Origin of the sequence: Actinosynnema sp. NPDC023794, assembly GCF_040639675.1 — a bacterium.
Lineage (GTDB): Bacteria > Actinomycetota > Actinomycetes > Mycobacteriales > Pseudonocardiaceae > Actinosynnema > Actinosynnema luteola.
Genome location: NZ_JBFAFR010000001.1, coordinates 37,462 through 58,801, shown reverse-complemented (window position 1 = coordinate 58,801; position 21,340 = coordinate 37,462). Strand labels below are relative to the sequence as shown.

Sequence of the window (21,340 nt, the reverse complement as noted above, 5' to 3'; positions counted from 1 at the left end):
GGGGGACTGGTTCAGTCTTCGCGGCCGAGTTCCACGTGCTCCAGCACACCGATCGCGTCCGGCACGAGGATCGCGGTGGAGTAGTAGGCGCTGACGAGGTAGGAGATGATCGCCTTCTCGTTGATGCCCATGAACCGCACCGACAGGCCGGGCTGGTACTCGTCGGGCAGGCCCGTCTGGTGCAGGCCGATGACGCCCTGGTTGTGCTCGCCGGCGCGCAGCAGCATCACCGAGCTGGTGCGGGTCTTGGTGATCGGGATCTTGTTGCACGGCAGCACGGGCACGCCGCGCCACGCGGGCACGTGGTGGCCGTTGAGGTCGACGGTCGACGGGTAGATGCCGCGCTTGCTGCACTCGCGGCCGAACGCGGCGATCACCTTCGGGTGCGCCAGGAACGCCGTCGGCTCCTTCCACACCGTGGCCAGCAGGTCGTCCATGTCGTCGGGGGTCGGCGGGCCGGTGCGGGTGTGGATGCGCTGCTTGAGGTCGGCGCTGTTGAGCAGGCCGAAGTCGCGGTTGTTGACCATCTCGTGCTCCTGGCGCTCGCGCAGCGCCTCGATGGTCAACCGCAACTGCTGCTCGACCTGGTCCATCGGCTGGTTGTAGAGGTCCGCGACGCGGCTGTGCACGCGCAGCACGGTCTGCGCGACGCTCAGCTCGAGCTCGCGCGGCGCGACCTCGTAGTCGACGAACGTGCCGGGCAGGTCGGGCTCGCCCTCGTGGCCGGAGGCGATGTCGATCTCGGCCTCGCCGTAGGCGTTGGCCCGGCCGCCGGCCGCGGACATCCGCTGGATGTGCGCGCGCAGGCCGCCCGCCTCGCCGTTGAGCTGCTCGAACACCTCCCACGACAGCACCAGGACGATCACCGGCGTGACGGCCTTGATGGTGAACTCCCACTCGCCCTGCGGCCCGGCGAGGACCTCGCCGCCGAAGTACTCGCCGTCGGCCAGCGAGCCGAGCACCGTCTGGTCGCCGTACTCGCCGCGGCCGATCTTGTTCACCTTGCCGTGCGCGATCAGGTGCACCGCGTCCTGCGGCCGGCCCTCCTCGACGATCACCGCGCCGGGCTCGTACTCGTGCTGGGTGAACCGGTCGGCGAGCGCGCTCAGCGCCTCGACGTCCTCGTACCCGCGCAGCAGCGCCAGCTCGGTCAGCTCCTGCGGGATGACCCGCACGTCCGCGCCGATGTTGGTGAACGTCAGCCGGCCGTCGCCGATCTCGTAGCTGAGCCTGCGGTTGACCCGGAAGGCACCGCCCTTCGCCTCCACCCAAGGCAGGACTTTCAGCAACCACCGCGAGGTGATGCCCTGCATTTGGGGAACGGACTTGGTCGTGGTCGCCAGGTTCCGCGCTGCCGCCGTGCCGAGGCTCAAGCGTGGTCGCTCGGTCTCCAAGTCCGAATCGGTCACAGTCACCGCTCACACCGCCAATCGGGTTCACTCGATGGTCCGGATTGACCGTAGTGAGCCTGAATGCCTTACGGGAAGCGGCCGATGTGACGACATCCCTGAGGGTCAATCGGGCCTGTTGTGCGTACTCACTGTGGACCTTGTCCACCTCGCAAGTAATTAACGGGTGATCTTGGCGCGCATTGGTGAAACTTCGTGGTGGAACGGAATAACTACCTCGTTTGTCGTAAGGATGTTCACCGGAAAGTGTCGTTGACGATGGCTCGTGCGACGTGCGGTCGTCAGTCCGCAGATGTGCGGGCAGGAAGTTCGATCGTCAGGGGGACACGAAAAAACGCGGTGCCGACGTGATGTCGACACCGCGTGGTCGATCCGTGGAACGGACGTGGCGTCGCGATGCGTTCGCGACACCACGCCCGGGTCCGCGATCGGCGGGTCAGACCGAGTGCGGACAGGTGTCCCGGTAGTCCGAGATCAGCGAGCTGTTGGCCGGGGAGGGGCACAGGAACTGCTCGTAGCGGGTGTCGTTGTCGATGAACCGCTTGAGCCACGCGATGCTGTACTTCGCGATCGTCGTGTTCGAGCTGTTGGGCGCGAAGTGGCTGGCGCCGTTCAGCTCCAGGTACGCCTTGTCCAGGGTGGACGGCAGCGAGGTGTAGAACGGGATCGAGTGCGACGACACCGGCGCGACCGAGTCGTCCTCGGCGCCGACCACCAGGGTCGGCACCCGGTTGTTGCCCCACGACTTGTCGGTGTGCCACCCGGTCAGCGGGATCGCCGCCTGCAGGGACGGCCGCTGCTCGGCGGCGCGCATCGTGCCGCCACCGCCCATCGAGTGGCCCATCAGGCCCAGCCGGGACGCGTCGATCCGGGTGCGCACCGTGCTGCGCTGGGTCAGGTAGTCCAGCGCGGCCAGCAGCTGGCTCGCCCGGCTGTCGGGCTGGTCCAGGGTGGTGTTGGTGTCGATGGTGAACACCACGAAGCCCTGCGACGCGATGCGCGGGCCCAGCCACGAGATCGTCGACTGCGTCCCGGTGAAGCCGGGCGAGATGGCGATCGCGCCGAAGGTGCCCTCGGCGGTGCTCGTCGGGTAGTAGATCGTGCCGCCGCCGAAGCCGGAGACGGCCAAGGAGGACACCGTGGTGGACGCCGTGGCGAACGGGCCGCGGGACGCCTCGATGCTGGAGTTGGTCGGCGCGGGACCGCGCCGGAACTCCTCTTCGACGGCGTTGGCCGGCGTCACGCCGACCAAGGACAGGGCCAGCGCGGGGATCAGCGCGGGGATCAGTTTGCGGAGTTGCACGTCGGTGTACACCTCGCTTGGCAGGGAACTACGGACAGCGATGACCTTGCGCCACTACGTGAGCGCTCCGCATCGGTGCAACCACCGGTCCCGGCGCGAAAACTAACACTGGTAGATAATTTCGGCCGCACCTCTTCCGCCGGACGTCGACCTCCCGCCAGACTGGCCACATGCTGCGCGGACGTGACCGGCAGCGCGTCGCCGCCGACGCGTTGCTCGCCCGCGCCCGTGCCGGTCACGGCGGGGCGCTGGTCCTGCGTGGCGGTCCGGGCGCGGGCAAGACGGCGATGCTGGCCGCCGTCCGGGAGTCCGCCGTCACGACCGACCGCCAGGTGCTGCTCTGCGTGGACGACGCCCACCTCCTGGAGGACACCGACTGGCTCGTGGAGCTGGTCGCCAGGGCCGCCGACGAGCCGGTCGCCGTGCTGATCGCCACGGAGGGCGAGCCGCTCGGGCTGCCGTGGGTGCGGCTGGACCCGCTCGACCACGCCGACAGCCTGCGCGTGCTGCGCGACCTGCGGCCCGGCCTCGCGTCAGGGCTCGCCGACGACGTCGCCGACCTGGCCAGGGGCAACCCGCTCGCGCTCACCGAACTGGCCCGCGCGCTGACCTCCGAGCAGCTCGGCGGCACCGCGCCCGCGCCCGACGAGCTGCCCGAGGACAGCTCGCTGCGGGCCCGGTTCAGCGCCCGCTTCCACGCGCTCTCGCCGCAGGCGCGGCTGGCGGCGGCGTTGAGCGTGGTGGACGACGAGGTCGACGCCGACGCGCTGGCCCGGATGCCCGACCTCGACCTGGCCGCGGTGGAGGAGGCGAACTCCCTGCTCGACGGCGGCCCGCTCGTCCGCTCCACGCTGCGCACCGCGATACCGCTGGCCCTGCGCTACGCCGCGCACGCCGCGCTGGCCGAGAACCTGGCGCCGGGACCGCGCCGCACCTGGCACGAGGCCGCCCGCGTGCCCGGCTTGCGCGACGCGTTCGCCGAACGGCTGGAAGCCTCCGCGAGCCGCGCCCGCCGCTGCGGCGACTACCCGGCCGCCGCCCGTGACCACGACCGCGCCGCCGCGCTCGCCGCCGACCCGGACGCCAGGGCACGCCACCTGATCGCCGCCGCCACCGACCACTGGGCGTCCGGCGCGCCCCGCCGGGCCCGCGTCGCGCTGCGCACCGCGGCCCGGCTGACCGACAGCGGCGAGCTGCGGGCGCGCACCGAGCTGCTGCGCGGCGGCATCGACCTGGGCAACGGCCTGCCGGACGTCGCGGTGCGCCGGCTGCTGCACGCGGCGGGCGAACTCGTCGGCACCCACCGCACGCTGGCCATCACCGCGTTGGGCTTCGCGGGCGAGGCGGCCAGCATCGCGGGCGACCACGCCCGGTACGCCGAGACCGCCGCGTTCGCCGCGAGCCTGCGCCGGCCCGACGAGCCCGACGAGACCCGGATCACCCTGGACCACCTCGCCGGCATGGCCGCCACGTTCGCCGGTCGGCACGAGGAGGCCCTGCCCGTGCTGCGCTCGGTGGTCGAGCTCGCCGAACGGGTGCCGCACCCGCAGGCCAAGATCTGGGGCGGCCAGGCGGCCTACACCCTCGGGGACGCGTCCAGGGCGCACGAGCTGGCGACCAGCGCGGTCACCGCGGCGCACGAGCACGGCCTGACCGCGCTGGTGCCGTGGGCGCTGGTCTACCGCGCGTTGTCGGCGTTGTTGCTGGACCAGCACTCGGTGGCGTTGTCGGCCGCGTTCGAGGGAGTGCACGCGGCCACCTCCATCGGCCAGCACAACGCCGTGGTCGACCACCTCACGATCCTCGCGCTGGTCGCCGCCCTGCGCGGGGACACCGACACCGCGGTGCACCGCATCGACGCCGCCGCCGAGCAGATCGCCGAACGGGGTCTCGGCCGCTCCGGCACGTTCGGCGCGTGGGCGTTCGCCTGCGTGGACCTCGCGCTCGACCGTCCGGCCGACGCGCTGGACCGGCTGCGGCTGATGGCCGCCGGGTCGGGCGGCGTGCACACCGGCATCAAGGTGATGGCCGCGCCGCACGTGGTGGAGGCCGCCGTGGGCTGCGGCCGGCCGTCCACCGCGGACCGGGCGCTGCGCCGGTACGAGAAGTGGGCGGGCACCACGGGCAGCGCGGCCCGGCTCGCGCTGTCGCACCGCTGCCGCGGCCTGCTCGCCGACGGCCTGCGCGCCGAGGACCACTTCCGCGAGGCGATCCGGCTGCACCGGGCCAGCGGCACCGCCATGGAACTGGCCAAGACCGAGCTGTTCTACGGCCACCGGCTGCGGCGCGACCGCAAGCCGCGCGCCGCGCGCGACCTGCTGCGCGACGCGGTGAAGATCTTCCAGCGCTACGACGCCGACCGCTGGGTCGCCCGCGCCCGCGCCGAGCTGCGCGCGGCGGGGGAGGCGGTCGGGCCGACCCGGGCCGACCGGACCGCCGACCGCGCCGCCAACCGGGCCGCGGGCCGCTCCGACGTCGACCCGACCGCGGGCCTGACCCCGCAGCAGGCGCAGATCGCCCGCCTGGTCGCCGAGGGCGCGACCAACCGCGAGGTCGCCGCGCGGCTGTTCCTGAGCCACCGCACCGTCGAGCACCACCTGCGCAACATCTTCGCCAGGCTCGAGGTGCGGTCCCGGGTCGAGCTGACCCGGATGCTCGACTGACTCAGGAGGAGGTTCGGTGCGCGAGCAGTACCGGCACTGGCAGCGGATACCGACCAGGTGGCACGACAACGACGTGTACGGGCACGTGAACAACGTCGTGCACTACGCCTTCATGGACACCGTGATCAACACGTGGCTGATCGCGGAGGGCGAGTTGGACATCCACCACGGGCAGGCGATCGGGTTGTGCGTGGAATCCCACTGCAACTACCGCGCGTCGATCGCGTTCCCGGAGGCCGTGGACGCGGGACTGCGGATCGGGCACCTCGGCCGATCCAGCGTCCGCTACGAGGTCGGCTTCTACCCGGAGGGCAAGGACGACGTGGTCGCCGAAGGGCACTTCGTGCACGTGTTCACCGACCGCGGGACCCGCAAGCCGGTGGCGATCCCGGACGGCCTGCGCGCCGCGATGGAAGGGCTGGTGGTCGCGTGAAGACCAGGGGCGCGGTGCTGACCGAGGTCGGCGGACCGCTTCAGGTGCTCGACCTCGACCTCGACCCGCCGGGCGCGGGCGAGCTGCTGGTCAAGGTGCGCGCCACCGGGCTGTGCCACTCCGACCTGTCGGTGATCGACGGCTCCCGCGTCCGGCCGCTGCCGATGCTGCTGGGCCACGAGGCCGCGGGCGAGGTGGTCGAGACCGGGCCCGGCGCGTCGGACTTCGCCGTCGGCGACCGGGTGGTGCTGTCGTTCGTCCCGGCCTGCGGGTCGTGCCGCCGGTGCGTGTCCGGGCGGCAGGCGCTGTGCGAACCGGGCGCGGCGGCCAACCGCGAGGGCACGCTGCTCGGCGGCGAACGGCGGCTGCGGCTGCCCGACGGCACGCGCCCGCACCACCACCTCGGCGTGTCCGGGTTCGCCGAGTACGCCGTGGTGTCGGAGAAGTCGGCCACGCTGGTGCCGGCCGACCTGCCGTTCGAGATCGCCGCCCTGTTCGGCTGCGCGGTGCTCACCGGCGCCGGCGCGGCGTTCTACAGCGCGGCCGTCACGCCGGGGGACCGGGTCGCGGTGTTCGGGCTCGGCGGCGTCGGGCTGGCCGCGTTGCTCGCCGCACGGGCGGCCGGCGCGTCGCAGATCATCGCGGTGGACGTGGTGGCGCACAAGCGCGAGCTGGCGCGCGGGCTCGGCGCGACGCACGACGTGGCCGGCGGTCCCGACGCGGTGGAACAGGTGCGCTCGCTGACCGGCGGCGGCGCGGACAAGGTCATCGACACCACCGGCGTCGCGGCCGTGCTGGAGCAGGCCTACCTGGCCACCGGCGCGGGCGGCACCACGGTGACCGTCGGCCTTCCGCACCCCGACCGCACGATCTCGCTGCCCGCGTTGAGCCTGGTCGCCGAGGAGCGGACGCTGAAGGGCAGCTACCTCGGGTCGTGCGTGCCGCGGCGGGACGTGCCCCGGTTCGTCGACCTCTACCGGGCCGGGCAGCTGCCCGTGCACGAACTGCTGTCGGGACGCCTCGCGCTGGACGACATCAACACCGGGTTCACCCGTTTGGCCTCCGGAGAAGCCGTCCGCCAGGTCATCCTCCTGTGATCACCCAGCCGGTACCGTTGCCCGGATCGGGTGACGGCTAGGCAGAGGAGTGGTCGGCGGTGCGGAGACGCTCGATGCTCGCGGGTGTGGTGACAGCGGTGGGCGGCATGTTCGCGGGCGGTGGTGCGGCGGGTGCTTCGGGTCGTTCGGGCCGACTCGGCCTGGCCGACTACCGGTTGGTGAACCTGGCCCACGTCAACGACCCGGACCGGACCAACGTCTACCCCGGCGACCCGGCGTTCACCCTCACCACCGTGACCACGGTGCCGGAGCACGGGTTCTACCTGCAGTACGTGCAGCAGGGCGAGCACACCGGCACGCACTGGGGGGCGCCCTCGCACTTCAACGACGACCAGCCGCACGCCGACGAGCTCGACGCCGAGGACCTGTTCCTGCCCGCGGTCAAGATCGACGTGCGGGTACAGGCCGCGCGCGACGCCGATCACGAGGTGAGCGTCGCCGACCTGCAGCGGTGGGAGAAGCGGCACGGCCGCATCCCGAACGAGGCCGCGGTCGTGCTGTGGACCGGGTGGGAGGAGCGCTGGGGCACCCCGGCGTTCTTCAACTTCGACGCCGACGGTCTGATGCACCAGCCGGGGTTCTCGCTGGAGGCCGTGCGGTGGCTGGTGGACACCGGGCGCCTCGGCCGGCGCGGCGCGCTGGGCACGGACACGTTCAGCCCGGAGTCCGCGCTCGACGCCGAGTACCGGGTCTCCAAGCTGCTCTACCGCGAGCACCGGATCAGCCTGGAGGTCCTGGCGAACCTGGCCGAGCTGCCCGAGCAGGGCGCGCACGTCCTGGTCGGCGGCACGGTCAACCGCCGCGGTTCCGGCTCGCCCGCCAGCATCTACGCCTTCGTGCCCAAGCGGTAGCGCACTGACTCCCGGACGGGTGATCGCCGGGCGTCAGCCGCAGCTCACGAGTTGGTCGTCGTCGAACGTGGTCAGCGGCGTCGTCGGGTCCTTCTCCGGTCACCGATTCCGGCGCGGTGCAGGTGGAGGCGGCCGCCCTGAAGCGGCCGGTGCTCGTCGGGCCGCACCACGACCTCACCGCGCTCGCCGCCCGCGACGTGGTCGCTCAGGTTCCGCAGAAGGTCTGGTAAGCGGCGCCGAAGTCGGCCGGCGCGGGCTCCGCGTAGCGGTCCAGGCCGGGCCGCTCGTCGAACGGGGACGTCACCGCGTCGAGCAGCCGTTCCATCGGGACCAGGTCGCCTCCCGTCGCGGCGGCGAGCGCCTCCTCCACCAGGTGGTTGCGGGGGATGTAGACCGGGTTGACCCGGCGCATGGCGTCGGCGTCGGGTCCGAGGGCGCGCCAGCGGTCCAGCCAGGCGTCGATCCCGGCGAGGTCGAGGAACAGCTCGCGCGCGGGCTCGGTGTCGCCGTCTGCCGCCGCGCCCAGGCGGTGGTGGAACGAGGTGTGGTCGACATGGTTGTCCCGCAGCAGGGTGAGCAGGTCGTCCACCAGCGGCGCGGGCGCGGTGCCGGCGAGGCCGAGCTTCGCCGCGACGCCGGCCGACCAGGCGTCGTCGTACTGCCCGCGGAACGCGCCGAGCGCCTCGACCGCCGCCTCGACCGCCCGCTCCTCGTCCTCGGCGAACAGCGGCAGCAGGGCTTCGGCGAGCCGGGCCAGGTTCCACTCGGCCACGCGCGGCTGGTTGCCGTAGGCGTACCGCCCGGCGTGGTCGATCGAGCTGTACACGGTGTCCGGGTCGAACGCGTCCATGAACGCGCAGGGTCCGTAGTCGATGGTCTCGCCGGAGATCGTCGTGTTGTCGGTGTTCATGACACCGTGGATGAAACCGACGAGCATCCACCGCGCCACCAGCGACGCCTGCGCCGAGACCACCGCCTCGAACAGGGCGAGGTGGCGGTTGCCGGCGTCCGCGGCCTCGGGGTGGTGACGGGCGATCGCGTGGTCGGCCAGCCGGCGCAGCAGGTCGACGTCCCCGGTCGCGCGGGCGTACTGGAAGCTGCCGACGCGCAGGTGGCTGCTCGCCACGCGGGCGAGCACCGCTCCCGGCAGCACGGTCTCGCGGCGCACCGGTCGCCCGGTCGCCACCACGGCCAGCGAACGGGTCGTCGGGATTCCGAGGGCGTGCATCGCCTCGCTGACGACGTGCTCGCGCAGCATCGGACCCACCACGGCCAGGCCGTCGCCGCCACGGGCGAACGGCGTGCGCCCGGAGCCCTTGAGGTGCAGATCGCGCGTGCCGCCGTCGGCGTGGACGACTTCGCCGAGGAGCAGGGCGCGACCGTCGCCGAGCCGTGGCGCGTAGTGCCCGAACTGGTGCCCGGCGTAGGCCTGCGCCACGGGCGTGACGCCGTCGGGGACCTGCTCGCCGACGAGCAGTCGCAGGCCGTCCGGGCTCCGCAACCAGTCGGCGTCCAGGCCCAGTTCGGCGGCCAGCCGCTCGTTGAGCACGAGCAGGTTCGGCGAGGGAGCGTGCTCGGCCTGCCACGCGAGGGCCATCTCCGGGAGCGTTCGGGCGAACTGGTCGCTCAGGGTGACGGTTGCCGGTGCGATGCTCACCCGGTCCACGGTACGTGGTCCACGTTGCGTCGTCCGCGTCACGAGTCCTGGTCGAAGGCCTCGACCCCCGGTCCTTCGCGGCCAGGCCCCAGCCGAGGACGTTGCGCTCGCTCCGGCTGGTCGCCAGTTCGACCAGACCGTCACGCGGTTGCCGAACGACGGGCCGCACCTGGTCGTCGGGCAGATCCGCGGCGGTGACGACGACGTCCGGCCGGTCGGGTCCGCGATGGCGTGACCCCGACCGGGACAACCTCAGCGGTACAGGCGGACGTCGGCGACGCTCCACCAGTCGCCGGCCGACGCGGTGGTGCTGACACGCAGGTAGCGGGCCCGCGTGCGCGGCACGTCGACCGTGGTCAACTGACCGGCGCCGACTCCGGACGCCAGGGTCCGCCAGCCGGTGCCGTTGTCGCTGACCGACAGCCGCCAGCCGCGGGCGTAGTCGCCGAGGTTGCCGCCGCTGTCGACGGCCACCCGCCGGAACGTCGTCTCGCGGCCGAGGTCGACCTGGAGGTACTGGCCCGGCTCCTGCCCCTGGCCGCTGCTCCACCGGGTCGACGCGTCGCCGTCCACGGCCGCGGCCGGGTTCTCCCCGTTCGGCGCGGTGGTGGCGGTGGCGCCGGTCAGGGAGACCGGGTCGAGCCCGCTGTCCAACGCCTTGGCCCGCGGCCAGGTGAACGTGGCCAGCGCGCCGCCGGGCAGGGTGTGGTCGAAGATCCGCTCGCCCACCTGGACCGCGAACGTGCGCGGGTCGTCGTTCTGGTTGTGCACGACCAACGCGGTGGAACCGTCCGGGTTGCGGAACGCGACGTCCATGATCTGGCCGTTCCAGCCCGTCGTGCCGAACGACGTGCTGGCGACGCGCTTCGCGCCGGGCTTCACGAACTTCGCCAGGTGACCGATCGTGTAGTACTCGGCGTCGGTGGACACGGTCCCGTCCGGGTGGGCCGTGACGAGGCCGGTGCACGTGCCGCAGCCGCCGTTGTGCGGCCCGCCCGCGCTGTCCAGCGCGATGTTCCAGTTCACCGCCGACTTCGCCCAGTTGCGGGTGGTGCCGATGACGACGTTGCGGGCGTGCCACTTGAGCGTGTCGCGGAAGACCTGCGCCGGCGGGTCCTGCGGGCCGTGCGAGCCGGAGCACTCGGTGAACCAGATGCCCTTGTCCGGGAACGCGTCGTGCAACGCGGTCTGCGCCGCCGGGTCGCCCGAGTAGCAGTGGTACGCGGTGCCCGCGAGCCACCGCGCGGCCGGGCTCTCCAGGATCCGGTGCGGGTAGTCGGTTTCCGGGTCCTCGCCGGGTGGCGTGGCGGCGACGTCGTTCGGGTGGGTGCTCCAGTTGTGGTCGTAGGCGAGGATCTTCGTGCGCGGGCTCGCCTTGCGCAGCAGCGGTCCCAGCGCCTCGACGACCTTGATCTGCTGCGCCACCGGCATGTCCGTGCCGGGGTAGGCGTCGGGCGTCCGGTTCTGCGGCTCGTTCTGCAACGACAGGAAGTCCACCGGCACACCGGAGGCGGCGTACGCCTGGACGAACTTCACCAGGTAGCGCGCGTAGGCGTCGTAGATCGCCGGGTCGTCCTTCAACCGGCCGCCGACCAGCGAGTCGGTGGTCTTCATCCACGCCGGCGGGCTCCACGGCGTGCCCATGACCCGCAACGCCGGGTTGAGCTGCTTCGCCCGGCGCAGCAGGGGCAGGATCTCGGCCTGGTCGTGGGCGATGCTGAAGTGGCGCAGCTCGAAGTCGGTCCGGCCGGGAGGCACGTCGTCGTAGGTGTAGTGCTCGGCCTCGGCGGTGAAGTCCGACGAGCCGATCGGCTGCCGCAGGAAGCTCACGCCGATGCCGCGCACCGGGTCGAACAGCTTGCGCATCGTCTCCTCGCGCGCCGCCGGTGTGAGCCGGTGCAGCACGTCGGCCGACGAGTCGGTGATCGACGCGCCGAAGCCGTCGACCTCCTGGTAGGTCACGTCGGGGTCGACCACGATGGTCTGGTGCGGCGACGAGCCGGTCCGGAACGCCACGGAGGGGCGTTCGGCGAGCAATTCGCTGCGATCCACCGTCGTGACCCACACCCGGGCCGAGGTCGTGCCGCGGTCGGCCGCCTGCACGGCGCCGCCGGTCAGGCCGACCGAGAGCGCCGCGGCGGCGGTCAGGGCGATCGTCCGGGATCTCTTCATCGCTCTCCTTCGAGCAATGTAACAAGCTAGGAGAATGTGTTTCGTGATGGAACACGTGACGTGCCGGACAAGTCAAGGTGCAAGACGCGGTTAAGCTGCCGAGGTGACCAGGCGGGCGCGGGTGCGCGACATCGCCGCGGAGGCGGGCGTCTCGATCGCCACCGTCTCCCGGGTGCTCAACGACCACGTCAACGTGGCGCCGCGCACGCGCGAACTCGTGCTCCAGGCGATGGCGCGCAGCCGGGCCGACGCGCCCGAGAGCCGCCGCACCGTGCACGTCCGGTGCCCCTACCTGCTGACCGACTACTTCGGCCTGATCGTCTCCTCGATCGCCGAGACGCTGCGCCTGCACGGCGTGCGTATGGTCCTCGACGCGGGCGTGTCCTCCCAGCGGGCCGACGTGCTGACCACGCTGCCCGACGAGCCGGACGTCGACGCCGCGATCCTGATCCTGCCGCCGGAGGACGGCGACCGGCTCGTCGCGCTGGCCCGTCGCGGCTTCCCGTTCGTCGTGGTCGACCCGCGCACCGCGCCGCCGCCGGACGTCGCCTCGGTGTCGGCGGCCCACCTCGCGGGCGCCCGCGCGCTCACCGCGCACCTGGTGGAGTTGGGCCACCGCGACATCGGCGTCATCGCCGGGCCCCTGGACTGGCTCGCGGGCGACGCGCGCACCGCGGGCCACCACGCCGCGCTGGCCCAGGCGGGCGTCCTGCCCGCCCGCCACCGCGTCCACCACGTGGAGCCCACCGCCGCCGAGGGGTTGCGCGCCGCGGCTGACCTGCTGGACGAGCCGAGCCGGCCGACCGCGATCGTCTGCTTCAACGACAAGCTCGCGGTCGGCGCGCTCCAAGCCGCCCACGACCGCGGGCTCCGGGTGCCCGAGGACCTCTCCGTCGCGGGTTTCGACGACATCGACCTCAGTCGCGCGACCCGTCCCGCGCTGACCACGGTCCGCCAGCCGTTGCAGGAGATGGGTCGCATCGCGGTCACCCAGCTCATGCGCGTCCTCGACGGGCACCGGCCCGAGGCCCTGCACCTGGAGCTGTCCACGACGCTGGTCATCCGTGACTCCACCGGTCCCGCACCGATCTGAGCGCCCGCGTTACAGCCGTTGTTTCATTTGTTCCACGAGCAGGGCGGCCACTTCGGCGTGCCCTGGGCTCTCGTCCTCCGAGAGCCGGCACCACTCCAGCGGCGTGCGGAGGTGCCGGGGGTCGCGCAGCGTCGGGTCCGCGCCGTGGTCGAGCATCCGGCGGACGCCGGCGGGCTTGCCGTGGGCCGCCGCGACGTGCAGCGGCATCCGCCGCCACTCGGCGTCGGCTTCGTCGACGGGGGTGCCGGCGGCGACGAGCCGGTCGATGACGTCCAGTCGCTGGTGGTCGGCGGCGAACACCAGGCACCGCAGTCGGCATTGCGGGCTCAGCCGTCGCGGCGGCCAGGCGGTCAGGTCTCCCGCCGCGGCGGCCATCTCCGGGCTGTCGACCCGGGCTCCGGCGGCGACCAGCAGGTCGAGGACGTCGGTCATCCCGAACACCGCCGCGTGCTCGACCGCCGTGCCGCCGGGCACGCCGCCGGAGTCCGGTGCGGCCACCGCGTCCAGGTCGGCGCCCGCCTCGATCAGCACCTTCGCGACGTCGACGTCCCCGCAACTGGCGGCGGTGATCAGCGGCGTCTCCTGGTCGCCGGGATGACCGTCGACCGGCGCGCCGGCGTCGATCAGCGCCCTGGCCGCCACGTCCGAGCCGGGCACGTCGCGCGGCAGGCCGAGGCGCCGGTGGTCGAGCCGCAGCATGGCCAGGTAGCCGAGCACGTCGGCGCCCTTGCGGTGGTCGGACCAGCCTTCCATCCGGGTGGTGGCCGTTTCGGGGTGGCGGGCCAGCAGGTCCGCCAGCCGGGACACGTCCCGCTGGTTGAGGACGTCGCGGCGCTCGACCTCCAGCTTGAGCTTGGCCCAGCTCGCGAACCCGTGCTCCCGGGCGATCGCGAGCTGCGCCGAGGCGAGGACGACCCGATCGGACACCGCCCCGACGCGGGCGAGGGCGTCGACGCCACCACGTCGGGCGGCGCGCAGCAGGTCCCGGGCCCGGTGCCGCAACTGGTCGAGGTTGGGCCGCGCGGGAAGCTCGGGCATGACGTCTCCTTCGGCGCCCGTGGTCCGCGTCCGGGTCGAAAGAGATCGTCACGAGAGATGACTCGCTCGGTGGTGGAGGTGGACTCGGTCCTGCCCGACGGACCCGGCGGCGCCCTCCGACGCCGAGCCGAGCATACCGGTCGGCCGAGCGGCGCCGGCGGGTCGCGCACGCCGACGCGCCGACACGTCGGGGCTGCGGTAAACGGGAGCGGTGAGGGCGTGCGGGATGCGAGGATTGGGCGTGGCTTTCGGCATGGGCGTGGACCGGGCAGTCCCGTTCGGCTACAAGTGCTGGTGGCTCGCCGTCACCGCACCGGACGCGGCGACCGCGGCCGACGTGCTCGGTCTGATCCGGCGCAAGCGGGTGACCTGGGCGCACGGGGTCGACTTGGCCTACGACGGCGCGGTGTTCGTCGCCCCGCCGATCGGTCCCTGGGTGCTGGTGCCGGGTCGCGGCCTGCCCGACGCGTCCAGCCCGGGATTCCTGGACTGGATCGCCGGGTTGAGCGAGCGGCTCGGGCACGTGCAGTTCTTCCAGACCTACCGCATCACCGGCACGTGCGCCTGGGTGTTGGCCGCGGGCGGGAAGGTGCGCCGGGCCTACCACTTCGACGGCGGCGGCGTGCCGCTGTTCGAGGGCGAGGTGACGGTGGACGAGACCGCGCTCGGCATCGGCACCCGGCCCGAGTCGCCGGACGACGAGACCTGGTTGCGGACGATCCCGGGTGAGCACGACGTCATGGCGCTGGCCCACCGTTGGAGCGTCGACCCGACCAGGATCGAGGGCGTGGCGACCGACGGCCGCGGCATCACGGGCCGGCTGCGCCACTGACGGCTGTCCCGCGCGTCCAGGTCGCCGTGCGCGGGCTCGGACCCGCCGCGCCCACCGGTCACCGCCGCATCCTCGGATCGTGCGACGGGTCGGCGTACAGGGGCGGGCAGCCGTTGGCGACGGCTTCGGGGCGCAGCTCGTAGTGCCAGGGTTCGTTGCGGTAGACCTGGCACAGCCCGTACCCGGCGCCGTGCTCGGACAGCCACGCCCTGGCCGCGGCCGGCCCGATGTCGACCGCGTCCCCCGACACGTGGGCGGAGGTGTCGGCAGTGGCCACCCATCGGGCCGCCGCCATTTCCGAGCCGTGCTTGGAAACCGCCTCGTCGAATAGCCGCTCCTGGTATTCCGGGGAACGCCAACCGCCATTCACCGAGAACTCGACCCCGTCGGCCGCGGCATCGGTCGCGGCTCGGCGCAGCGCGGCGAGCAGATCGGGATCCAGGTTGGCCACGGCCGGAATCCCCTCGTCGAAGACCGTCACGGGATCGGGGACGGCGCCGTGCGGGCGCGGGTCGGCCGGGGACGCCGGCATTCGGGTCGTGGTGCGTGCTGATTCGCGGTAGCGCATACCGCCAATGAAGGCGATGCGGTGTTGCGAGCACGTTCGAGATTCTCGATATGCCCGCGATATGCTGCGGACCGTAGCATCGGAGCATGCGTGTTTTGGTCGTCGAGGACGAGCCCTATCTGGCCGAGGCCATCCGCGACGGGCTGCGCCTGGAAGCGATCGCCGCCGACATCGCCGGTGACGGCGACACCGCGCTGGAGCTGTTGGGCGTCAACCCCTACGACATCGCCGTCCTCGACCGCGACATCCCCGGACCGTCCGGTGACGAGGTCGCGGAGAGCATCGTCGCGTCCGGCAGCGGCATGCCGATCCTGATGCTCACCGCCGCCGACCGGCTCGACGACAAGGCCTCCGGGTTCGAGCTCGGCGCGGACGACTACCTCACCAAGCCGTTCGAGCTGAAGGAGCTCGTGCTCAGGCTCCGGGCGCTCGACCGCAGGCGCGGGCACAGCAGGCCGCCGGTGCGGGAGATCGCGGGCCTGCGGCTGGACCCGTTCCGCCGCGAGGTCTACCGGGACGGCCGGTACGTCGCGCTGACCAGGAAGCAGTTCGCCGTGCTCGAAGTCCTCGTCGCCGCCGAAGGCGGTGTCGTCAGCGCCGAGGAGCTGCTGGAACGGGCGTGGGACGAGAACGCCGACCCCTTCACCAACGCCGTGCGCATCACGGTCTCCGCGCTGCGCAAGCGCCTCGGTGAACCGTGGGTCATCGCCACCGTGGCCGGCGTCGGCTACCGCATCGACACGGCGTCCGACGCCGGGCGCGAGGCACGAGACCGTGGATAGGCCGCCCGGGTTGAGCGTCCGCCTCAAACTCACCCTCAGCTACGCCGGGTTCCTCATGCTCGCGGGTGGCTCCCTGCTCGCGGTCGTCTGGGTGTTCCTGCTGCGCTACGTGCCCGAGACCATCGTCCAACTCGAGCCCCCGGGGAGTTGGCGGCCGGGCCCGTCGGTGCCCGACCGCGCTGCCCTGGAGGACGCCTTCGTGCCGAAGGCGGGCCTGGCGATGGCGTTCCTGCTGGTGTTCGGCCTCCTGGGAGGGTGGCTCCTCGCCGGCAGCATGCTCGCGCCCCTGACCCGCATCACCCACGCCACCCGCCGGGCCGCGGCGGGATCTCTCTCCCACCGGATCGCGTTGGAGGGCCGCCAAGACGAGTTCCGCGAACTCGCCGACGCCTTCGACACCATGCTCGCGCGGCTCGAAGCGCACGACGACGAACAGCGCAGGTTCACCGCCAACGCCTCCCACGAACTGCGCACCCCGCTGGCGATCACCCAGACGCTCCTCGACGTCGCCCGCAACGACCCGAACCGCGATGCCGGCGAGCTCGTCGAACGCCTCCGCTTCGTCAACACCCGGGCGATCGACCTCACCGAGGCGCTGCTCCTGCTCAGCCGCGCCAACCAGCGGACCTTCAACCGGGAGCACGTCGACCTGTCGCTCGTCGCGGAGGAAGCCGCCGAAACGCTCCTCCCGCTCGCGGAGAAGCGCGGCCTCACCATCGAGACCTCCGGCGACATGACGCCCACCACCGGATCGCACGCGCTGCTGCTGCAGCTGACGACCAACCTCGTCCACAACGCGATCGTCCACAACCTGCCCGATCAGGGCACCGTGTGGGTCACGACCGGCGTCGACGCCAAGAAGGCGGTGCTCGCGGTCGAGAACACCGGCGAGAAGCTCACCCCGCAGCTGATCTCGACCTTCACCGAACCGTTCCAGCGCGGCACCCAACGCGTGCGCCGCGACCACGCCGGTGTCGGACTCGGCCTGGCGATCGTCAAGAGCATCGCCCAAGCCCACGACGGCACCCTCACCCTCACCCCGCGGGCCGGCGGCGGGCTCCGCATCAGCGTGCGGCTACCTGTCGCGCCGCCGCACACCGGCGCCTGACGCGACTCCGCGTCGAGCGCGCCGGCCGCCCACGCCCGGCCCCGTCACCGGGCGATCCCGCCGGCGCCGGACTCGTGAAGTCGTCGCGGAGCGGTCCCGACTTCGAGGTCACGCGGCGTCGACCACGTGATGGGGAAGTCGAAGTAGCTGCCCGGGTACGGCTCGTCGTTCAGCGTGTAGTGCCACCACTCGTAGTCGTAGGAGCGGAAACCGCAGTCCTCCATCAGCGAGCGGAGCTGCCGGCGGTTCCTCGCTTCGACCTGCGTGATCCCCGGTGCGCCGTGATGTGAGATCGGATCCATCAGGTCGTGGTCGCCACCCATGGGGGCGAGTTCGCCGGTGTCCGAGTGGTAGAGCGTCAAGTCGACCGTGCTGCCGCGGCTGTGGCCCGACCTGGCGGCCACGTAGCCCTTGTCGAACATCTCGGCGCGATCGATGTTGGGGTAGTGCCGCGGCTTCGTCCGGCCGTCTTCCGGCTGCCGTGACCAGCGCAGGAAGCAGTCGACGGCGCGTTGCGGGCGGTAGCCGTCCCAGACGAGCAGGCCGAAGCCGAGGGCCGCGGCCTTCCTCTGCACGCGCTCCAAGGCCGCGCACAAGGCCCTCGTGCCGACGATCCGGTTCGCCAGGTAGCCGTCCACGGGCTTGCCGGTGAAGTTGTCCCAGGTGGCGTACTTGGCGTCCCAGCGGATACCGGGCGCGAACTCGTCCAGGAAGACGAAGTCGTCGTTCATCGGGCCTGTCCGGCCAACGCCGACGACACGACCCGGTCGATCACGTCGCCGAGCGACAGCCCGGCGGCGGCCATCATCCTGGGGTACCGGCTGTACGAGGTCAGGCCGGGCAGGGTGTTGACCTCGTTGAGGACCACCGTGCCGTCCTCCTTCAGGAACATGTCCACGCGCGACAGCCCCCGGCAGCCCAGCGCGCGGTACACCGCCTTCGCGGTCTCCTGGACGAGCGAGCGCGACTCGGCCGGGATGTCGGCCGGGACGATCGTGGTCGAGTTCTCGGACCCGCTCTCCGGCTCGTTCTCCTGGTGGATCCGGAAGAAGCCGTGGGACAGCGCGATCCGGTCCAGCTCGCCGGCGATCAGCTCCGCGCCGTTGCCCAGGATGGCGCAGCCGACCTCGCTGCCGACGACCGCCTCCTCGATCAACACCTTCGAGTCGTACTGCCTCGCGGTGTCCACCGCGCTTCGCAGGTCTTCCGCCCGGGTCACCTTGCCGACCCCGAAGGACGACCCGGAACGGGCCGGCTTCACGAAGACGGGATAGGTCAGCCGGTCCGGATCGACCTGCTCGCCCGCCGGGACGGTCCAGAAGTCCGGCGTGGCGATCCCCGCGCCGCGCGCGACGAGGTAGGTCAGGGACTTGTCCATGCACAGGGCGGAACTCTGGACGTCGCAGCCGGCGTAGGGGATGCCGGAGAGCTCCAACAAGCCCTGCACCGCGCCGTCCTCGCCGAGCTTGCCGTGCAGGACGGGCAGCACCACGTCCAGCCCGATCGTCTGGTACTGCCCGTCCTCCAGCACGAGCAACCCGCGCACGCCGCTGTCCGGCGACAGCACGGCCGGGCGGAGACGGCCGTTCTCCCAGTCCGCGTCGGGCCCGTCGCAGAGCTGCCAGGAGCCGCTCTTCGTGATGCCGATGTAGTGCGGTTCGTACTTCTCGGTGTCGAGGTGCTTCGCCACCTCCCGCGCGGACTTGACGGAGACGTCGTGCTCTTCGGAGCGGCCGCCGAAGACAATTCCGATTTTCATATCCAGTGCTGCTTTCTGCGGTCGAAGTCGCGACAGTTGGCGAGGGAGTTCTCCACCGTGTCGCTCAACGCGTGGTCGGTGTAGTAGGCGGTGTGCGGGCTGATCAGCACGTTCGGCAGCCCCTGCAGCCGCGACAGCTGCGTGCTCGTGGTGGGCCGGTTCCGGCAATCGGCGTAGAAGATCCCTTCCTCTCCTTCGAGGACGTCCAGCGCGGCGCCGCCCAACCTGCCGCTCGCCAACGCCGGAACGAGGGCCTCGGTGTCGATGAGCCCACCTCGTCCGGTGTTGACGACGACCGCGCCGTGCTTCATCTGCTCGATGCGCCGACGGTTCAACAAGTGGTGCGTGTCGGCGTTGAGCGGCGTGTGGAGCGTGACGATGTCGCTCTGCTGCAGCAGTTCGTCGAGGGGCACGTAGTCGGCGGAGGTCCGGGGACGGATGTCGTAGGCGAGCTTCTGGCAGCCGAAACCCCACAGCCGATCGATGACCGCGGCGCCGATGCGGCCGGTGCCGACCACCCCGACGGTCAGGTCGCGCAGTTCTTTCCCCCGCACCTCGGGCAACCGGTAGTCGTGGGCGTCGGCGCGCCTGATGATGGACCTCGCGTTCCGCAGCGCCATCAGCATCAACATCACCGTGTAGTCGGCCACGCTGTCGGGCGAGTAGGCGACGTTCTCGACGGAGATGCCGACGCGCGCCGCGTAGTCCACGTCGACGTGGTCGTACCCGATGCTCCTCGTGGAGATGTACCTCACGCCGGCCCGGCTGAGCGCGAGCAACGTGGAACTCGTGATCCGGGTCTTGTGCCCGACGCTGATGCAGCGGTTCCCCGAGGTCAGTTCGACGTTGGCTTCGGACACCGGGGCCTCGGTGATGGTCGGCACGACGCCGAAGCGAGGCGACATCTCCCGGAACAGGGCGGCCTCGTCCGGCTCGCAGCCGTACACCGTGATCCCCGTCGTCGGACCGGCCGACGAGGACCAGGACACCGGCGACCGGGTGTGGCGGGCCGACGTCCGTGCCGGTTCGCTGTCGGTCATGCCGCCAGTCAAGACGGCGCGGCGTTGCCGGCACGTATGCGGTTCTCGATACGCGGACGATATGTTACCGACCGGTAGGGCGCGTGACCGCCCTCGGAAGCCTGTCCAGTCCACAGAGGACGGTCGACGTCCGCGCGGCGAGGGTCCGTCGTGCCGACCCTCGATGGTTCGCGTGGTCCTAAGTGGACGTTCGAGTACCCGACCTTCGGAGGGCTGACACCTCACGTTCCGAGGAGCAGCATCGAGGTGTCACCCATCCCTGCTCCAGATGTGAGGTGAACCAGTGCGGAGAACCCTGCAACTCCTCGCTGCCGCTCTCCTCGTGGTACCGCTGTCAGGCGGAACCGCGACCGCGGCGCCGGCGCCGGATTACGTCGAACAGACCCAGAAGGTCGGCGAGGACGAGGTCGTCTCGACCGTCCTCGGCGGCAAGGACCAGACCGCGTCCCTCGAACGCCCCGGCTCGTGGTACCTGAAGACCCACTTCACCGGCCTGCGCCTGGTCGCGGGCGACGTGCTCACGGTGTCCGACCCGGCAGGCGTCGAGTCCTACCGCTACACCTCCGACGTCACGGCGTCGGGCACCGCGACCGCGGACGGCACCGGCTTCTGGGCCATGTCGGTCACCGGCGACCGGGCCGTGGTCAGCCTGCGCGGCCGGGACGGCGGACCGGCGCACCCGGCCAGCCGGGTGGAGCTCGACAAGATCACCCGCGGGTACACCGACGCCGAGCTGGCCGCGGCGGCGGAACTGGCGCCCAAGAGCATCTGCGGCACGAACGACTACCGCGACGCCGTCTGCTACCAGTCGAGCAACCCCACCGAGTTCGGCAGGACCAGGGCGGTGGCGAAGCTGCTGCGCAACGGCGGCTCGCTGTGCACCGCCTGGCGGGTCGGCGCGAACAACCGGATGCTGACCAACAACCACTGCTTCACCAGCGGTGCCGGCATCGAGGTGTGGTTCAACTACCAGTGCCCGACCTGCGGCGGCACGGCCGGCGCCGCGGTCACCAAGGTGCTGGTGTCGTCGGTGCTCAAGACCAGCGCGGCGTTGGACTACACGCTGTTCAGCGTCACGAACTTCGCGTCGCTGGCGTCGTTCGGCTACCTGGAGCTGGACGCGCGGGTCCCGGCGGTCGGCGAGGAGATGTACGTCGTCGGCCACCCGGCGGGCAAGCTCAAGAAGCTCTCCCTGCGTGACGACCAGAACGGCGGTGGCTACTGCGCCGTGTCTGCCGTCCGGGTGAACGGCAGCTCCTCGCAGTCCGACATCGCCTACCGGTGCGACACCGAGGGCGGCTCGTCGGGCTCGCCGGTGCTGTCCCGGCGCACGCACAAGGTGATCGGGCTGCACCACTACGGCGGCTGCCCGAACCAGGGCGTCCGGATCGACCTGGTCGCCGCCCAGATCAGCACGCTGCTGTGACGCCCCACGCGGGTCGCGCTCCCGGAGTGCGACCCGCGTGACCGGCAGGTTTCGCCGAACCCCGGCCGGGTACGCCGAACCGGTGGAC

The 21,340-nt window shown here is 71.9% G+C and carries 18 protein-coding genes; 9 read left to right on the top strand and 9 right to left on the bottom strand.

All coding sequences use genetic code 11. The annotated features are described in order from the left end of the window. Positions 1-11 precede the first annotated feature (11 nt). Positions 12-1,415: a family 2B encapsulin nanocompartment shell protein gene (locus AB0H12_RS00280; RefSeq protein WP_499619659.1), complete on the bottom strand. Its 1,404-nt coding sequence runs from the start codon at positions 1,413-1,415 to the stop codon at positions 12-14. A gap of 430 nt (positions 1,416-1,845) precedes the next feature. Then, positions 1,846-2,712 (bottom strand): bis(hydroxyethyl) terephthalate hydrolase, encoded by an 867-nt coding sequence (gene bdeA, locus AB0H12_RS00275; RefSeq protein ID WP_499619657.1) that lies wholly within the window; start codon positions 2,710-2,712, stop codon positions 1,846-1,848. A gap of 170 nt (positions 2,713-2,882) precedes the next feature. Here bdeA and AB0H12_RS00270 point away from each other — a divergent pair, with 170 nt between their 5' ends. From AB0H12_RS00270 to AB0H12_RS00255, 4 genes are read left to right on the top strand one after another with little or no spacing between them, the layout of a single operon-like run. Then, positions 2,883-5,375: a helix-turn-helix transcriptional regulator gene (locus tag AB0H12_RS00270; protein WP_499619655.1), complete on the top strand. Its 2,493-nt coding sequence runs from the start codon at positions 2,883-2,885 to the stop codon at positions 5,373-5,375. A 16-nt stretch (positions 5,376-5,391) separates the two neighbouring features. Continuing rightward, positions 5,392-5,808, top strand: coding sequence for an acyl-CoA thioesterase (locus tag AB0H12_RS00265; protein WP_499619653.1), 417 nt, complete (start codon positions 5,392-5,394; stop codon positions 5,806-5,808). Further along, complete coding sequence (locus AB0H12_RS00260; RefSeq protein WP_499619652.1) at positions 5,805-6,905, top strand: zinc-binding dehydrogenase; 1,101 nt, start codon at positions 5,805-5,807, stop codon at positions 6,903-6,905. Before AB0H12_RS00265 ends, AB0H12_RS00260 begins: the two co-directional genes overlap by 4 nt. Before the next feature lie 59 nt (positions 6,906-6,964). Beyond that, positions 6,965-7,777 carry a cyclase family protein gene (locus AB0H12_RS00255; RefSeq protein ID WP_499619650.1) on the top strand — a complete coding sequence of 271 codons (813 nt, stop codon included), beginning with the start codon at positions 6,965-6,967 and terminating at the stop codon, positions 7,775-7,777. Between the two features lie 205 nt (positions 7,778-7,982). On the opposite strand, the gene AB0H12_RS00250 is transcribed toward AB0H12_RS00255, so the two are convergent. Beyond that, the gene (locus AB0H12_RS00250) at positions 7,983-9,434 is read right to left on the bottom strand and encodes a protein adenylyltransferase SelO (protein ID WP_499619648.1); all 1,452 of its coding nucleotides are present in this window, start codon (positions 9,432-9,434) and stop codon (positions 7,983-7,985) included. Between the two features lie 252 nt (positions 9,435-9,686). Continuing rightward, the gene (locus AB0H12_RS00245) at positions 9,687-11,606 is read right to left on the bottom strand and encodes a discoidin domain-containing protein (RefSeq protein ID WP_499619647.1); all 1,920 of its coding nucleotides are present in this window, start codon (positions 11,604-11,606) and stop codon (positions 9,687-9,689) included. Positions 11,607-11,709: 103 nt separating this feature from the next. Here AB0H12_RS00245 and AB0H12_RS00240 point away from each other — a divergent pair, with 103 nt between their 5' ends. Beyond that, positions 11,710-12,699: a LacI family DNA-binding transcriptional regulator gene (locus AB0H12_RS00240; RefSeq protein WP_499619645.1), complete on the top strand. Its 990-nt coding sequence runs from the start codon at positions 11,710-11,712 to the stop codon at positions 12,697-12,699. 9 nt (positions 12,700-12,708) lie between these two features. Here the strand turns inward: AB0H12_RS00240 and AB0H12_RS00235 are convergent, their stop codons facing one another. Further along, positions 12,709-13,737 (bottom strand): ankyrin repeat domain-containing protein, encoded by a 1,029-nt coding sequence (locus AB0H12_RS00235; RefSeq protein ID WP_499619644.1) that lies wholly within the window; start codon positions 13,735-13,737, stop codon positions 12,709-12,711. A gap of 241 nt (positions 13,738-13,978) precedes the next feature. On the opposite strand from AB0H12_RS00235, the gene AB0H12_RS00230 reads away from it, so the two are divergent. After that, positions 13,979-14,569, top strand: coding sequence for a hypothetical protein (locus tag AB0H12_RS00230; RefSeq protein ID WP_499619643.1), 591 nt, complete (start codon positions 13,979-13,981; stop codon positions 14,567-14,569). Positions 14,570-14,627: 58 nt separating this feature from the next. Here the strand turns inward: AB0H12_RS00230 and AB0H12_RS00225 are convergent, their stop codons facing one another. Next, the gene (locus AB0H12_RS00225; RefSeq protein WP_499619641.1) at positions 14,628-15,137 is read right to left on the bottom strand and encodes a M15 family metallopeptidase; all 510 of its coding nucleotides are present in this window, start codon (positions 15,135-15,137) and stop codon (positions 14,628-14,630) included. A gap of 86 nt (positions 15,138-15,223) precedes the next feature. On the opposite strand from AB0H12_RS00225, the gene AB0H12_RS00220 reads away from it, so the two are divergent. Next, positions 15,224-15,919 carry a response regulator transcription factor gene (locus AB0H12_RS00220; RefSeq protein WP_499619639.1) on the top strand — a complete coding sequence of 232 codons (696 nt, stop codon included), beginning with the start codon at positions 15,224-15,226 and terminating at the stop codon, positions 15,917-15,919. Further along, complete coding sequence (locus AB0H12_RS00215; RefSeq protein ID WP_499619637.1) at positions 15,912-17,027, top strand: sensor histidine kinase; 1,116 nt, start codon at positions 15,912-15,914, stop codon at positions 17,025-17,027. Before AB0H12_RS00220 ends, AB0H12_RS00215 begins: the two co-directional genes overlap by 8 nt. Positions 17,028-17,071: 44 nt before the next feature. Here AB0H12_RS00215 and vanX read toward each other — a convergent pair whose 3' ends face one another. The 3 genes from vanX to vanH are packed head-to-tail and all read right to left on the bottom strand — an operon-like array spanning position 17,072 to position 19,739. Continuing rightward, positions 17,072-17,758 carry a D-Ala-D-Ala dipeptidase VanX gene (gene vanX / locus AB0H12_RS00210; RefSeq protein WP_499619636.1) on the bottom strand — a complete coding sequence of 229 codons (687 nt, stop codon included), beginning with the start codon at positions 17,756-17,758 and terminating at the stop codon, positions 17,072-17,074. Further along, on the bottom strand, positions 17,755-18,786 hold the full coding sequence (gene vanA, locus AB0H12_RS00205) for a D-alanine--(R)-lactate ligase (RefSeq protein ID WP_499619634.1): 1,032 nt from the start codon (positions 18,784-18,786) through the stop codon (positions 17,755-17,757). Before vanA ends, vanX begins: the two co-directional genes overlap by 4 nt. Then, positions 18,783-19,739: a D-lactate dehydrogenase VanH gene (gene vanH / locus AB0H12_RS00200; RefSeq protein WP_499620763.1), complete on the bottom strand. Its 957-nt coding sequence runs from the start codon at positions 19,737-19,739 to the stop codon at positions 18,783-18,785. The genes vanA and vanH overlap by 4 nt, the downstream gene beginning before the upstream one ends. 370 nt (positions 19,740-20,109) lie before the next feature. On the opposite strand from vanH, the gene AB0H12_RS00195 reads away from it, so the two are divergent. Continuing rightward, on the top strand, positions 20,110-21,252 hold the full coding sequence (locus AB0H12_RS00195) for a trypsin-like serine peptidase (RefSeq protein WP_499619633.1): 1,143 nt from the start codon (positions 20,110-20,112) through the stop codon (positions 21,250-21,252). Positions 21,253-21,340 lie beyond the last annotated feature (88 nt).